Origin of the sequence: Nonomuraea zeae, from assembly GCF_005889725.1 — a bacterium.
GTDB classification, from domain to species: Bacteria; Actinomycetota; Actinomycetes; order Streptosporangiales; family Streptosporangiaceae; genus Nonomuraea; species Nonomuraea zeae.
Genome location: NZ_VCKX01000005.1, coordinates 31,005 through 46,385, shown reverse-complemented (window position 1 = coordinate 46,385; position 15,381 = coordinate 31,005). Strand labels below are relative to the sequence as shown.

Here is a 15,381-nt window from a genome sequence, read left to right as displayed (position 1 = left end):
AGCTGCGCGCCCGCGCGCGTGGCGACTCCAGAGGAGGCGTAGCGATGGACCTTTACGTGCCCATCCTGGTGCTCGCCGTTCTCGCGGGGGGCTTCGCGATCTTCTCGGTCGCCATCGCTCCCTTCACCGGTCCCAAGCGCTGGAACCGCGCCAAGCTTGACGCCTACGAATGCGGCATCGAGCCGACGCCCCAGCCGGTCGGTGGCGGACGGTTCCCGCTCAAATACATGATCACCGCGATGCTCTTCATCGTGTTCGACATCGAGATCATCTTCCTCTACCCGTGGGCGGTCTCCTTCGCCCCGGAGACGAACGACGCCGGCCAGGTGCTGTCCTCGGGCCTCGGGCTGTTCGCGCTCGTGGAGATGCTGCTGTTCATCGTCACCGTGCTCGTCGCCTACGCGTACGTGTGGCGCCGCAAGGGTCTGGACTGGGACTGAAAATGGGACTTGAAGAGAAACTCCCCAGCGGGTTCATCCTCAGCACGGTCGAAGCGGCCGCCGGATGGGCGCGCAAGAACTCCGTGTGGCCGGCCACTTTCGGTCTCGCGTGTTGCGCCATCGAGCTGATGGCCACCGGTGGCCCCCACTACGACCTGGCGCGCTTCGGTATGGAGCGCGCTTCGGCGTCTCCTCGCCAGGCCGACCTCATGATCGTCGCCGGGCGCGTCTCGCAGAAGATGGCACCCGTCCTGCGCCAGATCTACGACCAGATGGCCGAGCCCAAGTGGGTCATCTCCATGGGCGTGTGCGCCTCCAGCGGCGGCATGTTCAACAACTACGCGATCGTGCAGGGCGTCGACCACGTCGTGCCGGTGGACATCTACCTGCCCGGCTGCCCGCCGCGGCCGGAGATGCTGATCGACGCGATCGTGAAGCTGCACGACAAGATCCAGAACATGAAGTTCGGCGCGCACCGCGCCAAGCAGATCGAGGACCTCGAGCTGCAGGCGCTGCGCACGCTGCCGCTGATCGATCAGGGGGCCGCGAAGTGACCTCGCCCGACAACCTCCCCGGCAGCCCGGACAGCGGGGAGACCCCCGAGGCCCCGGTCCCCGCGGTGCCGGAGTCGCCCGTCGCCAGGCGCGGCATGTTCGGCGCGCAGGACACCGGCGACACCTCCGGCTACGGCGGCCTCGTCGTCCGCCGGGCGCCCCAGCTCTCGACGGCCCGCCCCTACGGCGGCTACTTCGACGAGCTCGTGGACCAGCTCGCGCTCGACGACGCCATCGACCGCGTGGTCGTGGACCGCGGCGAGCTCACGCTGCACGTCAAGCGCGAGCGCCTCGTCGAGGTGTGCCAGAAGCTGCGTGACGACCCCGCGCTGCGCTTCGAGCTCTCGCTCGGCGTGACCGGCGTCCACTACCCGCACCTGGTGGGCGAGGAGCTGCACGCGGTCATCCACCTGTGCTCGATCACCCACAACCGGCGCGTGCGCGTCGAGGCGAGCGCTCCGGACTCCGACCCGCACATTCCATCCACTGTCGGCGTTTACCCTGGTCACGACTGGCACGAGCGCGAGGCGTACGACTTCTTCGGCATCATCTTCGACGGCCACCCCGCGCTCACCCGGATCATGATGCCGGACGACTGGGACGGCCACCCCCAGCGCAAGGACTACCCGCTCGGCGGCATCCCGGTCGAATACCGGGGCGCGACCATCCCTGCGCCCGACCAGAGGAGGTCTTACGCGTGAGCGACCTTGTGGAGCTGAGCGTTGACGACCGCAGGGAGGAACACCCATGAGCACCTCTTATGACGAGGCGACCGAGGGCAAGGTCTACTCGGTCACCGGCGCCGACTGGGACGAGGTCGTCACCGGCGTGCGCGACTCCGAAGAGGAGCGCCTGGTCGTCAACATGGGCCCGCAGCACCCGTCCACGCACGGAGTGCTCCGCCTGGTGCTGACTCTCGACGGTGAGACGGTCACCGAGGCGCGCGGCGTCATCGGCTACCTGCACACCGGCATCGAGAAGAACATGGAATACCGGACGTGGACCCAGGGGACCACGTTCGTGACCCGCATGGACTACCTCTCGCCGATCTTCAACGAGACCGCCTACTGCATGGGTGTGGAGAAGCTGCTCGGCATCGAGGACCGCGTGCCCGACAGGGCGCAGGCCATCCGCGTGATGATGATGGAGCTCAACCGCATCGCCTCGCACCTGGTCGCGATGGGCACGTTCGGCATGGAGCTGGGCGCGACCACGCCGTTCCTCTTCGGGTACCGCGATCGTGAAATGATCATGGACCTGTTCGAGTACATCACCGGCCTGCGCATGAACCACGCCTACATCAGGCCGGGCGGCGTGAGCGTCGACCTGCCCGCCGGCGCGGTCGACAAGGTCGGCGAGTTCCTCAAGGAGATGCCCAAGCGCATCAAGGACATCCGCAAGCTCCTGGACGAGAACCCCGTCTACGTGCGCCGCACGAAGGACGTGGCCTACCTCGACCTGACCGGGTGCATGGCGCTGGGCATCACCGGCCCGATCCTGCGCGCCGCCGGCCTGCCATGGGACCTGCGCAAGTCGCAGCCCTACTGCGGCTACGAGACCTACGAGTTCGACGTCGCCACCGAGCGCGGCTGCGACGTCTACTCGCGCTATCTCGTGCGCATGAAGGAGATGGAGGAGTCGCTCAAGATCATTGAGCAGGCTCTGGACCGCATCGCCGGCCCGCTCAAGGGCGACCCGGTGATGATCGAGGACAAGAAGATCGGCTGGCCGGCGCAGCTCGCGCTCGGCCCCGACGGGTTCGGCAACTCGCCCGACCACATCGCCCACATCATGGGCAGCTCCATGGAGGCCCTCATCCACCACTTCAAGCTGGTGACCGAGGGCTTCAGGGTGCCGGCCGGGCAGGCGTACGCCAGCATCGAGTCGCCCAAGGGCGAGCTCGGCGCGCACGTGGTCAGCGACGGCGGCACCCGCCCCTACCGTGTGCACTTCCGCGAGCCGTCCTTCTGCAACCTGCAGGGCTTCCCCGCGATGGCGGAGGGCGGCCAGATCGCCGACGTCATCGCCGCGGTGGCTTCTATCGACCCCGTCATGGGAGGTGTGGACAGGTGAACGAGCGCAGCGAGGGAACAATTGGACACAGCACGCTAGTCACGTGTCCGACGGAGGAGGACTCGTGACGTACTCACCGGATGTCCGGGAGCGTCTGGAACGAGACGCCAAGGAGATCATCGGGCGCTACCCGAAGACGCGGTCGGCGCTGCTCCCGCTGCTGCACCTGGTGCAGTCGGAGGACGGCTACGTCTCCGACGACGGTCAGGAGTTCTGTGCCGAGATGCTGGGCCTGAGCAAGGCCGAGGTCACGGGCGTCGCGACCTTTTACACGATGTACAAGCGCAAGCCCGCCGGCGACTATCACGTGGGCGTCTGCATCAACGCGCTGTGCGCCGTCATGGGCGGCGACCAGATCTGGGACGAGCTGTCCGAGCACGTCGGCGCCGGCCACGAGGAGACCACCTCCGACGGCAAGATCTCGCTGGAGCGCCTGGAGTGCAACGCGGCCTGCGACTTCGCCCCGGTCATGATGGTCAACTGGGAGTTCTTCGACAACCAGACGCCCGAGTCGGCCAAGCAGCTCGTCGACGACCTGCGTGACGGCAAGGACGTGCGGCCCACCCGCGGCCCGAAGAAGCTGTGCACCTTCAAGGAGGCCTCGCGCGTGCTCTCGGGGCTGCCCGACGACCTGGCGGGCGACGGCCCGTCGGCCGCCGGGCCCTCGCTGGAGGGCCTGAAGGTCGCCAAGGCGAACGGATGGAAGGCCCCCGAGGCATGAGCACCACTCTGACACCGGTCCTGACCGCCAACTGGGATCGAGCCGACTCCTTCACGCTCGACGGCTACGGCCCCTACGACGCGGCGAAGAAGGCGCTGGGCATGGACCCCGACGCGGTCATCCAGGCCGTCAAGGACTCGGGCCTGCGCGGCCGCGGCGGCGCGGGCTTCCCGACCGGCATGAAGTGGGGATTCATCCCGCAGGGCGACGGCAAGCCGCACTATCTCGTCGTCAACGCCGACGAGTCGGAGCCGGGCACCTGCAAGGACATCCCGCTCATGATGGCCAACCCGCACGCGCTGGTCGAGGGCATCATCATCACGTCCTACGCGATCCGGGCCAACCACGCCTTCATCTACGTGCGCGGCGAGGTGCTCCACGTGATCCGTCGGCTGCACGCGGCCGTGCGGGAGGCGTACGAGAAGGGCTATCTCGGCACGGACGTCTTCGGCTCGGGCTACGACCTGGAGCTGGTCGTGCACAGCGGCGCCGGCGCGTACATCTGCGGCGAGGAGACGGCGCTGCTCGACTCGCTGGAAGGCTTCAGAGGTCAACCGCGGCTCAAGCCCCCGTTCCCGGCCGTGGCGGGCCTCTACGCCTCGCCTACTGTCGTGAACAACGTGGAGTCGATCGCCAGTGTTCCCTCGATCATCGGGAACGGCGCCGACTGGTTCGCCGGGATGGGCACGGAGAAGTCCAAGGGCTTCGGCATCTTCTCGCTGAGCGGCCACGTCACCAGGCCCGGCCAGTACGAAGCGCCGCTCGGCATCACGCTGCGCGAGCTGCTCGACATGGCGGGCGGCATCCGCGAGGGACACCAGATCAAGTTCTGGACCCCCGGCGGCTCCTCCACGCCGATCTTCACCGACGAGCACCTCGACGTGCCGCTCGACTTCGAGGCGGTCGGCGCGAAGGGCTCGATGCTCGGCACCCGGGCGCTGCAGATCTTCGACGAGACCACCTGCGTGGTCCGCACGGTGCTGCGCTGGACCGAGTTCTACGCCCACGAGTCGTGCGGCAAGTGCACGCCGTGCCGCGAGGGCACCTACTGGCTCAAGCAGGTGCTCAAGCGCCTGGAGAAGGGCCAGGGCACCGAGGAAGACCTGACCACGATCACCGACATCGCGGACAACATCCTCGGTCGCTCGTTCTGCGCGCTGGGTGACGGTGCGACCAGCCCGATCCACTCCTCGGTGAAGTACTTCCGCGAGGAGTACCTCAAGCACTTCGAGATCGGCGGCTGCCCGTTCGACCCGAAGAAGTCCACTCTCTGGGGTGAGCAGTGACCGTCGTAGAGACTGAAGTGAACCTGGTGACCCTGACCATCGACGGGTTCCAGGTCAGTGTCCCCAAGGGCACGTTGATCATCAGGGCCGCCGAGCTCCTGGGCATCCAGATCCCCAGGTTCTGCGACCATCCGCTGCTCGACCCGGCGGCCAACTGCCGCCAGTGCCTGGTCGACATCCCCGACGCGGGCAACGGCCGCGGCTTCCCCAAGCCGCAGCCGTCGTGCGCGATCGAGGTCGCCGAGGGCATGGTCGTGCAGACCCAGCTCACCTCGCCGGTCGCCGAGAAGGCGCAGCGCGGGGCCATGGAGCTGCTGCTGATGAACCACCCGCTGGACTGCCCGGTCTGCGACAAGGGCGGCGAGTGCCCGCTGCAGAACCAGGCCATGTCCAACGGCCAGGGCGAGTCCAGGTTCCAGGAGCAGAAGCGGACCTTCCCCAAGCCGCTGCCGCTGTCCACCCAGGTGCTGCTCGACCGCGAGCGCTGCGTCCAGTGCGCCCGCTGCATCCGCTTCTCCGACCAGATCGCCGGCGACCCGCTCATCGAGTTCTTCGAGCGCGGGGCCAAGGAGCAGGTGCGCACGGCCGAGGGCAAGCCGTTCAACTCCTACTTCTCCGGCAACACGGTGCAGATCTGCCCGGTCGGCGCGCTCACCGGCGCCGCCTACCGGTTCCGGGCCCGGCCGTTCGACCTGGTCTCCACGCCGAGCGCGTGCGAGCACTGCGCCTCCGGCTGCGCCCAGCGCACCGACCACCGGCGCGGCCGGGTCACCCGCCGCCTGGCGGGCAACGACCCGCAGGTGAACGAGGAGTGGAACTGCGACAAGGGCCGCTGGGCGTTCGCCTACGCCACGCAGCCCGACCGGCTCAAGACGCCGCTGATCCGTAACGAGGAGGGCGTGCTCGTGCCCGCCTCGTGGCCCGAGGCGCTGACGGTGGCCGCCGAGGGGCTCGCCAGGGCCCGCGGCAAGGCCGGCGTGCTGGTCGGCGGCCGGGTCACGGTCGAGGACTCCTACGCCTACGCCAAGTTCGCCCGGCTCGCGCTGGGCAGCAACGACGTCGACTTCCGCGCCAGGCCGCACTCCGCCGAGGAGGCGCAGTTCCTGGCCCACGCGGTGGCCGGCAAGGGCATCGAGATCAGCTACGCCGACCTGGAGAACGCCCCGCACGTGCTGCTCGTCGGGTTCGAGCCCGAGGAGGAGTCGCCGATCGTCTTCCTGCGCCTGCGCAAGGCGTGGCAGAAGAAGGGCCTCAAGGTCAGCTCGGTCGCGCCGTTCGCCTCTCCCGGGCTGGTCAAGATGGGCGCCACGCTCATCCGCACCGCCCCCGGCGCCGAGGCCGACGCGATCGGCGACCTGGTCGGCACGCTGGCCGAGGGCACGATCGTGCTCGCAGGCGAGCGGCTGGCCACCGTGCCCGGCGCCCTGTCCGCCCTCGTACGCCTCGCCGCCGCCTCGGACGCCAGGCTCGCCTGGATCCCGCGCAGGGCGGGCGAGCGCGGCGCGGTCGAGGCCGGCGCGCTGCCCAACCTGCTGCCGATCGGCCGCCCGGTCGACGACGAGACCGCCAGGGCCGAGGTCGCCAGGGCGTGGAACGTGGCCTCGCTGCCCGCCACGCCCGGCCGCGACACGGCGGGCATCCTCGCCGCCGCCCGAAACGGCGAGCTGGACGCTCTGGTCGTAGCCGGGGTCGACCCCTACGACCTGCCCGACCCGGCCGCGGCGCTGGAGGCGCTGGAGCACACGCCGTTCATCGTCAGCCTGGAGATCCGCGCGAGCGCGGTCACCGACCGCGCCGACGTGATCCTGCCGGTCGCCGCCGTCCAGGAGAAGGGCGGCACGTTCGTCAACTGGGAGGGCAGGGGCCGCTCGTTCGAGGCCCCGCTCCGGGTGCCGGGCCTGCAGAGCGACCTGGCCGTGATCGGCAACCTGGCCGACCGGATGGACGTCCACCTGGGCCTGCCGGACGCCAAGGCCGCCCGGCGGGAGCTGTCCAGCCTGGGCGCGTGGCGTGGCAGCCGCGTCACGGCCCCGCACACCGCCACCCGCGCCCAGGTCGCCCCGGCGACCGGCGAGGCGCTGCTGGCGACCTGGCACCTGCTGCTCGACGAGGGCAGGCTGCAGGACGGCGAGCCGTACCTCGCGGGCACCGCCCGCGACTCCGAAGCGCTGGTCTCCGAGAGCACGGCCGCCGAGCTGGGCGTCGCCGACGGCGACAAGCTCCTCGTCGGCGGTAACGTCACGCTGCCGGTGCGCGTCGCGGACCTGCCGGACCGCGTGGTCTGGGTGCCCTCGAACTCCGGCGGCTGCTCGGTCACGCGCGACCTGCGTGCGGTGGCCGGCGACATCGTCACGATCGGGAGCGCCTCATGATTCACGTTCTCGCGGCCGATCCGACCCTTGCCGACTTCGGCAAGGATCCGCTGTGGATCACCATCATCAAGGCCGTGTTGCTGTTCGTCTTCCTGATGCTGGGCGTCCTGTTCGGCGTCTGGTTCGAGCGGAAGCTGATCTCGCGGATGCAGAACCGCTACGGGCCCAACCGGGCCGGTAAGTTCGGTCTGCTGCAGTCCGTGGCCGACGGCCTGAAGATGGGGCTGAAGGAGGACCTGTTCCCGCGGACCGTGGACAAGGTGCTCTACCTGCTGGCGCCCATCATCATGGTGGTCCCGGCGTTCCTGGCCTTCTCCATCGTCCCGATCGGGCCGATGGTGAACCTGTTCGGGGTGCAGACCCCGCTGCAGCTGGTGGACCTGCCGGTGGCCGTGCTGTTCATGCTCGCCATGGGCGCGGTCTCGGTCTACGGCGTGGTGCTGGCCGGCTGGTCGTCGCGCTCGCCGTACGCGCTGCTCGGCGGTCTGCGGTCGGCGGCCCAGGTGGTCTCGTACGAGATCGCGATGGGCCTGTCGTTCGTGGCGGTCTTCCTGTTCGCCGGGACGCTGTCCACCTCCGAGATCGTCAAGGCGCAGGAGCAGACCTGGTACGTGGTGCTGCTGATCCCGTCGTTCCTGATCTACGTGATCTGCATGTTCGGCGAGGCCGCGCGCATCCCGTTCGACCTGCCCGAGGGTGAGGGCGAGCTGGTCGGCGGCTTCCAGACCGAATACTCCTCCTCGCTCAAGTTCGCCCTGATCATGATGGGCGAGTACCTGCACACGTTCACCGCCTCGGGCATCGCCGTGACGCTGTTCCTGGGTGGCTGGCGGGCTCCGTTCCCGATCTCGTTGTGGGACGGCGCCAACCAGGGCTGGTGGCCGGTCCTGTGGTTCTTCATCAAGTTCGTGCTGACCTTCTGCTTCATCGTGTGGGTGCGCGCGTCGCTGCCGCGAGTGCGCTACGACCAGCTCATGTCGCTGGGCTGGAAGGTGCTGATCCCGGTCAACCTGGCCTGGATCCTGCTGGTGGCCGCGGTGCGCAACGTGGTGGTCAACGAGGGCAACAAGACCCTCGGCATCGCACTCGGCGCGGTGATCGTGGTCGGGGCGCTGGCCATCTGGATGCGCTTCGACACGGTGAACCAGCGGCGCAAGGAGGCCAAGAAGGCACAGGTCGAGGCCGAGTTCGAAGAACTGTCAAACGAGCCGACGGCCGGCGGCTTCCCTGTGCCGCCGCTCGATCTGCCGCACTACCACGGGGTGCAGCACAAGGAGATTCCCAGTGGGACTAACTGATTGGCTGAACCCCGTAAAGGGCTTCGGGGTCACCTTCCACACGATGTTCAAGAAGCCTGTCACGACGAACTACCCGGAGGAGAAGAAGCCGACCGCGCCTCGCTTCCACGGGCGTCACCAGCTCAACCGCTGGCCCGACGGGCTGGAGAAGTGCGTCGGGTGCGAGCTGTGCGCCTGGGCGTGTCCGGCCGACGCGATCTTCGTGGAGGGCGCGGACAACACCGAGGGCGAGCGCTTCTCGCCCGGTGAGCGCTACGGGCGGACGTACCAGATCAACTACCTGCGGTGCATCCTCTGCGGCCTGTGCATCGAGGCCTGCCCGACTCGCGCGCTCACCATGACGAACGAGTACGAGCTCGCCGACACCAACCGCGAGAGCCTCATCTACACCAAGGAGATGCTCCTCGCGCCCCTGACCCCGGGCATGGAGCAGCCGCCGCACCCCATGCGGCTCGGTGAGACCGAAGAGGACTACTACCGGCTGGGGCGGACCAATGGGTGAGACCATCACTTTCTGGGTGCTCGCCGTCGTGTCCGTCGGCGCCGCGCTCGGCATGGTCTTCAGCAGGAAGGCCGTCTACTCGGCGCTGATGCTGGGCAGCGTGATGCTCTGCCTGGCCGTCCTGTACGCCGTGCAGGACGCGCCCTTCCTGGCCGCGGTGCAGATCATCGTCTACACCGGCGCCATCATGATGCTGTTCCTGTTCGTGCTCATGCTGGTCGGCGTGGACTCCTCCGACTCCTTCGTGGAGACGCTCAAGGGCCAGCGCTTCTGGGCCACGATCGCCGGGCTCGGCTTCCTGGTGCTGATCGTGCTGGCCGTCGGCAACGCGATGTTCGCGAGCGAGGCCGGGCTGACGCAGGCCACGGCCTCGGGCGGCTACATCCGCTCGATCGCGCTGCTGCTGTTCACCAAGTACGTCTTCGCGTTCGAGATCACCTCGGCGCTGCTGATCACGGCGGCGCTGGGCGCGATGGTGCTGGCGCACCGCGAGCGGCTGACCGAGAAGGCCACGCAGAAGGACCTGGCCCGCGCCAGGTTCCTCGGCGACCAGCCCTCGGCGCTGCCCGGACCCGGCACCTACGCCAGGAACAACGCCATCGACATGCCGGCCCTGCTGCCGGACGGGACGGTGGCGGAGCGCTCGGTCAACCGCTACATCGCGCGTTACGACGTCGAGCACGGTCACCTGCCCGAGGACCCCAAGCTCGCCGAGGCCATCAAGCACACGGCCGAAGAGGACGCAGAAGAGTCCACTAACGAGGTGACCAAATGACGACGCACTACCTCGTACTGTCCGGTCTGCTCTTCGCCATCGGCGCGATGGGCGTGCTGATCAGGCGCAACGCGATCGTGGTGTTCATGTGCGTGGAGCTGATGCTCAACGCGTGCAACCTCGCTTTCGTCACCTTCTCCAGGCAGGTCGGCAACCTGGAAGGCCAGATCATCGCGTTCTTCGTGATGGTGGTGGCCGCGGCCGAGGTCGTGGTCGGCCTGGCCATCATCGTGACGATCTTCCGAACCCGCAGGTCTGCGTCGGTCGACGACGCCAACCTGCTGAAGTACTAAGAGGTGACTGGTGGAATCTCATATCGCTGAGATCGTCCAGCACACCGGTGGAGTGATCGGCAATGCCTGGCTGATGATCGCCTTCCCGCTGCTGGGAGCGCTCGTCCTGCTGGTGTTCGGCCGGTTCACCAACCGCTGGGGCCATCTGCTGGGCGTGGCCATGTCCCTCGCCTCGTTCGTCGTGGCGGTGCTGGCGTTCTTCGAGCTGATCGGGTTCGGAGAGGAGGAGCGCCGACGTGCCGTGCACCTCTATGAGTTCATTCCCGGCATGGTCGACATGGGGCTCCTCATCGACCCGCTGTCGATCAGCTTCGCCCTCCTGATCACGGGTGTCGGATCGCTCATCCACATCTACTCCGTCGGCTACATGGCCCATGACGAGCACCGGCGCAGGTTCTTCGCGTACCTGAACCTGTTCGTGGCCGCGATGCTCCTGCTGGTGCTGGCCGACAACTACGTGGGCCTGTTCATCGGCTGGGAGGGCGTCGGCCTGGCCTCGTACCTGCTGATCGGGTTCTGGCAGTTCAAGCCGTCGGCGGCGGTCGCGGCGAAGAAGGCGTTCGTCGTCAACCGCGTCGGCGACTTCGGCCTGCTGGTCGGCATGTTCGTCATCTGGACGTCGTTCGGCACCCTGGCCTTCAAGGACCTCGGCGCGCAGATCAACGGCGCCGAGAACGGCACCACGCTGGCCATCGGCCTGCTCCTGCTCCTGGGCGCCTGCGGCAAGTCGGCGCAGCTCCCGCTGCAGTCCTGGCTCCTCGACGCCATGGAGGGCCCGACCCCGGTCTCGGCCCTGATCCACGCCGCGACCATGGTCACCGCCGGCGTCTACCTGGTGGTCCGCTCCGGGGCGTTCTTCTTCCCCGAGGGCTCGGGCGCCGCGCTCGCCGTGTCCATCGTCGGCGCGGCCACGCTGCTCGCCGGTGCGATCATCGGTTGCGCGAAGGACGACATCAAGAAGGGCCTGGCCGGCTCGACGATGTCGCAGATCGGCTACATGATGCTCGGCGCGGGCCTCGGCCCGGCGGGCTACGCCTTCGCGATCGGCCACCTGATCACGCACGGCTTCTTCAAGGCCGACATGTTCCTCGGCGCCGGCTCCGTGATGCACGGCATGAACGACGAGGTCGACATGCGCAAGTACGGCGGCCTGCGCAAGTACATGCCGATCACCTTCATCACGTTCTTCATCGGCTACCTGGCGATCATCGGGTTCCCGCTGCTGTCCGGCTACTTCACCAAGGACGGCATCATCGAGACCGCGGTGCACCACCAGCCGGTGCTCGGCTGGCTGGCCGTGCTGGGCGCGGGCATCACCGGCTTCTACATGTCGCGGATGGTCTTCATGACCTTCTTCGGCCAGAAGCGCTGGGCCGAGGACGCGCACCCGCACGAGTCGCCGCTGGTCATGACGATCCCGCTGATGATCCTCTCGCTCGGCGCGCTGGGCCTCGGCGCCTACCTCGTCCTGGGCGGCACGCTGTACACGTTCCTGCGCCCCGCCGTGGGCGGGGAGGCGACGGCGCCGCACTTCGAGTTCGCCAGCACGCCCGGCCTCGTGACCCTGGCGCTGGTCGCCGTGGGCGCGGTCATCGCCTGGATGAAGTACGGCCGGGTCGAGGTGCCGTCGGTGCAGCCGCGCGGCTCCTTCCTCACCACGTTCGCCCGGCGTGACCTGTACGGCGACGCGCTCAACGAGTCGCTCTTCATGCGCCCCGGCCAGTGGCTGACCCGCCTCGCGGTGTTCTTCGACAACCGCGGCGTCGACGGTCTGGTCAACGGGCTGGCGGCGGGCATCGGCGGCAGCTCCGGGCGCCTTCGGCGGATCCAGACGGGCTTCGCCAGAACGTACGCGCTGTCCATCCTGATCGGTGCCGCCCTGCTGACCGGCGCCCTGCTCCTCGTTGGGAACATCTGATGTCACCCTGGCTTCCGATACTCATGGCGGTGCCCGTGGTGGGCGCCATCGTGGTGGCCCTGCTTCCCAAGGGCAGTGACAAGCTGGCCAAGCAGGTCACCCTGCTGGTCTCGCTGCTGGTGCTGGTCCTGACGGGCGTCATGGCCACCGGGTTCGAGGCGAACGGCGAGCGCTTCCAGTTCGTCGCCAACTACGACTGGATCCCGAGCTTCGGCGTGAAGTTCGGGGTCGGCGTGGACGGCGTCGCCCTGGTGCTGATCGCGCTGTCGGTGGTGCTGGTGCCGATCGTGGTGCTGGCCTCCTGGCACGACGCCGACGGCGTCAAGACCGCCGACGGCACGCTCATCACGCCCAAGCGGTCGGTGAAGACGTACTTCTCGCTGCTGCTGGTGCTGGAGACGATGATGATCGGCGTCTTCGCGGCGACCGACATCTTCCTGTTCTACGTCTTCTTCGAAGCCATGCTGATCCCGATGTACTTCATGATCGGCTCCTACGGCGGCGCCCAGCGGTCCTACGCGGCCGTCAAGTTCCTGCTGTACTCGCTCTTCGGCGGCCTGCTCATGCTGGTCGCGGTCATCGGGCTCTACTTCGTCGCGAACAAGAACTCGTTCCTGTTCCCCGACCTCATCGGGGCCATCAACGACCCGGTCACGCAGAAGTGGCTGTTCGCCGGCTTCTTCATCGCCTTCGCCATCAAGGCGCCGCTCTGGCCGGTGCACACCTGGCTGCCCGACGCGGCCGCCCAGGCTCCGGCCGGCGCCGCGGTGCTGCTGGTGGGCGTGCTGGACAAGGTCGGCACGTTCGGGATGCTGCGCTTCTGCCTGGAGCTCTTCCCCGACGCGGCCAAGGCGTTCACGACGCCGATCGTCGTGCTGGCGATCATCAGCATCATCTACGGCGCCATCGTGGCCATCGGGCAGACCGACATGAAGCGCCTCATCGCGTACACGTCGATCTCGCACTTCGGCTTCATCGTGCTCGGCGTGTTCGCCATGTCGAAGGTGGCCCAGTCCGGCGCGGCCCTCTACATGGTCAACCACGGCTTCGCCACCGGCGCGCTGTTCCTGGCGGCCGGGTTCCTGATCGCCCGGCGCGGGTCGCCGTTCATCGGGGACTACGGAGGCGTGCAGAAGGTCGCCCCGGTGCTCGCCGGGTTCTTCCTGGTCGCCGGTCTGGCCGGTCTCTCGCTGCCGGGCCTGTCGTCCTTCGTCAGCGAGTTCATGGTGATGATCGGCACATACTCGAGCGAGGCCCACGGCGCGGGTGCGCTCTCCTGGGCCGCGATCGTCTCCGCGGTGGCGGTGATCCTGGCGGCCGTCTACATCCTGTGGATGGTCCAGCGGGTCATGAACGGGCCGACGGCCGAGCCGGTCAAGGTCTTCAAGGACCTGAACGCCCGCGAGATCTGGGTGCTGGCCCCGCTGGTCGCCCTGATCATCGGGTTCGGCTTCTTCCCCAAGCCGCTGCTCGACGTGATCAACCCGTCGGTGCACCAGACGCTGACCCACGTCGATGTGCCCACCTCCACCATCGCTGAGAAGGGGACAGGTCAGTGAACTCCATCCCAGCGCCGACGATCGAGTACGGCACGCTGGCGCCGCTGCTGGTGGTCTTCGGCGCGGCCATCATCGGCGTGCTGGTCGAGGCCTTCGCGCCACGCTACCTGCGCAAGTCCATCCACGTACCGCTCACCCTGCTGAGCCTGTTCGGCGCGTTCGCGCTGGTCCTGCTGCAGGTGCTGCGCGGTCAGGTGTCCACGACCGCCTCCGCCATGGGCGCGGTGGCCGTGGACGGGCCCGCGCTGTTCCTCTGGGGCATCATCCTCGTCCTGTCGTTCGTCTGCGTGCTGCTCATCAACGACGAGGGTCACTTCGTCGCCTCGGCCGCGGCCGTGCCCGGCAGCGCCGACGAGGAGGAGGCCGAGTCGCAGGGCGGCGGCGGCCACACCGAGGTCTACCCGCTGGTGCTGTTCGCGGTCGGCGGCATGCTGCTGTTCCCGGCCTCGCACGACCTGCTGATGATGTTCGTGGCCCTTGAGGTCATGTCGCTGCCGCTCTACCTGCTGTGCGGCCTGGCCCGCCGGCGCCGCCTGCTGTCGCAGGAGGCGTCCATGAAGTACTTCCTGCTGGGCGCGTTCTCCTCGGCGTTCTTCCTGTACGGCACCGCGATGATCTACGGCTACGCGGGCACCGTCTCGCTGCCGGGGATCAACGACGCCATGGCCAAGAGCACCGGGCTCGACCCGCTGCTGATGATCGGGCTCGGCCTGCTCGGCGTGGGCCTGCTGTTCAAGATCGGCGCGGCGCCGTTCCACGCCTGGAAGCCGGACGTCTACCAGGGCGCTCCGACCCCCATCACCGCCCTCATGGCCTCCGGCACGCTCGTCGCGGCCGTGGGCGCCGTGCTGCGGGTGTTCTGGGTGGGCCTGGGCAACCTCGACTGGAACTGGCGGCCGATCATCTGGGGCGTCGCCGCGCTCACGATGATCGTCGGCTCGATCCTGGCGATCACGCAGACCGAGATCAAGCGGATGCTGGCCTACTCGTCCATCGCGCACGCGGGCTTCCTGCTCGTCGGCGTGATGGCCACCTTCGGCTCCGCCGAGCAGAACGTCGTCTCGCTCAAGGCGATCCTGTTCTACCTCGCGGTCTACGGCATCGCCACGGTCGGCGCGTTCGCGGTGGTCACGCTCGTACGCGACCCGGGCGGCGAGGCGGGGCACCTGTCGCGCTGGGCCGGTCTGGGCAAGCGGGCGCCGATCCTGGCCGGCGTGTTCGCCTTCTTCCTGCTGGCCTTCGCCGGCATCCCGCTGACCAGCGGTTTCATGGGCAAGTACGCCGTGTTCTCGGCCGCCCTGAACAGCGGCACGCAGGCCGGCGACTCGATGGGCGGCTGGATGGCCGGCCTGGTGGTCGTGGGCGTCGTCGCCTCCGCGGTCGCCGCGTTCTTCTACGTTCGCGTGATCGTGCTGATGTTCTTCAGCGAGCCTGCGGCCGACGGCCCGGCGATCGCGGTGCCGAGTATGGGCACCGTGGCCGTCATCGCCGTTTCGCTGCTGGTTACCGTAGGAGTGGGGCTCTATCCGGAGTCCGTGCTCGGTGTTGCCAACGACGCTGCTAGCAGCCTGTTCATTAGATAAGGGGATC

Annotated in this window: 14 protein-coding genes; all 14 read left to right on the top strand. The window is 68.3% G+C overall.

The window, feature by feature from the left end:
* Positions 1 to 44: 44 nt before the first annotated feature.
* The 14 genes from ETD85_RS02830 to nuoN all read left to right on the top strand — a co-directional run bounded on the left by ETD85_RS02830 (position 45) and on the right by nuoN (position 15,374).
* Positions 45 to 440 (top strand): NADH-quinone oxidoreductase subunit A, encoded by a 396-nt coding sequence (locus ETD85_RS02830; RefSeq protein WP_138687993.1) that lies wholly within the window; start codon positions 45 to 47, stop codon positions 438 to 440.
* Between the two features lie 2 nt (positions 441 to 442).
* Complete coding sequence (locus ETD85_RS02825; RefSeq protein WP_090945242.1) at positions 443 to 994, top strand: NuoB/complex I 20 kDa subunit family protein; 552 nt, start codon at positions 443 to 445, stop codon at positions 992 to 994.
* Complete coding sequence (locus tag ETD85_RS02820) at positions 991 to 1,695, top strand: NADH-quinone oxidoreductase subunit C (RefSeq protein WP_138687992.1); 705 nt, start codon at positions 991 to 993, stop codon at positions 1,693 to 1,695. The genes ETD85_RS02825 and ETD85_RS02820 overlap by 4 nt, the downstream gene beginning before the upstream one ends.
* 46 nt (positions 1,696 to 1,741) lie before the next feature.
* Complete coding sequence (locus tag ETD85_RS02815) at positions 1,742 to 3,067, top strand: NADH-quinone oxidoreductase subunit D (RefSeq protein ID WP_138687991.1); 1,326 nt, start codon at positions 1,742 to 1,744, stop codon at positions 3,065 to 3,067.
* A 64-nt stretch (positions 3,068 to 3,131) separates the two neighbouring features.
* The gene (gene nuoE / locus ETD85_RS02810) at positions 3,132 to 3,788 is read left to right on the top strand and encodes an NADH-quinone oxidoreductase subunit NuoE (protein ID WP_138687990.1); all 657 of its coding nucleotides are present in this window, start codon (positions 3,132 to 3,134) and stop codon (positions 3,786 to 3,788) included.
* Entirely contained in the window at positions 3,785 to 5,074 is a 1,290-nt protein-coding gene (gene nuoF / locus ETD85_RS02805) for an NADH-quinone oxidoreductase subunit NuoF (protein WP_138687989.1), read from the top strand. Before nuoE ends, nuoF begins: the two co-directional genes overlap by 4 nt.
* Positions 5,075 to 5,091: 17 nt before the next feature.
* Positions 5,092 to 7,446 (top strand): NADH-quinone oxidoreductase subunit G, encoded by a 2,355-nt coding sequence (locus ETD85_RS02800; protein ID WP_240778832.1) that lies wholly within the window; start codon positions 5,092 to 5,094, stop codon positions 7,444 to 7,446.
* Entirely contained in the window at positions 7,443 to 8,744 is a 1,302-nt protein-coding gene (nuoH, locus tag ETD85_RS02795) for an NADH-quinone oxidoreductase subunit NuoH (protein ID WP_138687987.1), read from the top strand. The genes ETD85_RS02800 and nuoH overlap by 4 nt, the downstream gene beginning before the upstream one ends.
* A complete protein-coding gene (gene nuoI / locus ETD85_RS02790) occupies positions 8,731 to 9,246 on the top strand; it encodes an NADH-quinone oxidoreductase subunit NuoI (RefSeq protein ID WP_138687986.1) in 516 nt (171 codons plus the stop codon). Before nuoH ends, nuoI begins: the two co-directional genes overlap by 14 nt.
* Positions 9,239 to 10,021 carry an NADH-quinone oxidoreductase subunit J gene (locus tag ETD85_RS02785; protein WP_138687985.1) on the top strand — a complete coding sequence of 261 codons (783 nt, stop codon included), beginning with the start codon at positions 9,239 to 9,241 and terminating at the stop codon, positions 10,019 to 10,021. Before nuoI ends, ETD85_RS02785 begins: the two co-directional genes overlap by 8 nt.
* Positions 10,018 to 10,314 carry an NADH-quinone oxidoreductase subunit NuoK gene (gene nuoK / locus ETD85_RS02780; protein WP_020542667.1) on the top strand — a complete coding sequence of 99 codons (297 nt, stop codon included), beginning with the start codon at positions 10,018 to 10,020 and terminating at the stop codon, positions 10,312 to 10,314. Before ETD85_RS02785 ends, nuoK begins: the two co-directional genes overlap by 4 nt.
* A gap of 73 nt (positions 10,315 to 10,387) precedes the next feature.
* On the top strand, positions 10,388 to 12,232 hold the full coding sequence (gene nuoL, locus ETD85_RS02775) for an NADH-quinone oxidoreductase subunit L (protein ID WP_240778874.1): 1,845 nt from the start codon (positions 10,388 to 10,390) through the stop codon (positions 12,230 to 12,232).
* Positions 12,232 to 13,791 carry an NADH-quinone oxidoreductase subunit M gene (locus ETD85_RS02770; RefSeq protein ID WP_206058049.1) on the top strand — a complete coding sequence of 520 codons (1,560 nt, stop codon included), beginning with the start codon at positions 12,232 to 12,234 and terminating at the stop codon, positions 13,789 to 13,791. Before nuoL ends, ETD85_RS02770 begins: the two co-directional genes overlap by 1 nt.
* Complete coding sequence (gene nuoN, locus ETD85_RS02765) at positions 13,788 to 15,374, top strand: NADH-quinone oxidoreductase subunit NuoN (RefSeq protein WP_138687984.1); 1,587 nt, start codon at positions 13,788 to 13,790, stop codon at positions 15,372 to 15,374. The genes ETD85_RS02770 and nuoN overlap by 4 nt, the downstream gene beginning before the upstream one ends.
* Positions 15,375 to 15,381 lie beyond the last annotated feature (7 nt).

Coding starts and splice junctions, on each gene's coding strand:
- ETD85_RS02830 (WP_138687993.1), top strand. CDS start 45: ATGGACCTTTACGTGCCCATCCTGGTGCTCGCCGTTCTCGCGGGGGGC.
- ETD85_RS02825 (WP_090945242.1), top strand. CDS start 443: ATGGGACTTGAAGAGAAACTCCCCAGCGGGTTCATCCTCAGCACGGTC.
- ETD85_RS02815 (WP_138687991.1), top strand. CDS start 1,742: ATGAGCACCTCTTATGACGAGGCGACCGAGGGCAAGGTCTACTCGGTC.
- nuoF (WP_138687989.1), top strand. CDS start 3,785: ATGAGCACCACTCTGACACCGGTCCTGACCGCCAACTGGGATCGAGCC.
- nuoH (WP_138687987.1), top strand. CDS start 7,443: ATGATTCACGTTCTCGCGGCCGATCCGACCCTTGCCGACTTCGGCAAG.
- ETD85_RS02785 (WP_138687985.1), top strand. CDS start 9,239: ATGGGTGAGACCATCACTTTCTGGGTGCTCGCCGTCGTGTCCGTCGGC.
- nuoK (WP_020542667.1), top strand. CDS start 10,018: ATGACGACGCACTACCTCGTACTGTCCGGTCTGCTCTTCGCCATCGGC.
- nuoL (WP_240778874.1), top strand. CDS start 10,388: ATGATCGCCTTCCCGCTGCTGGGAGCGCTCGTCCTGCTGGTGTTCGGC.
- ETD85_RS02770 (WP_206058049.1), top strand. CDS start 12,232: ATGTCACCCTGGCTTCCGATACTCATGGCGGTGCCCGTGGTGGGCGCC.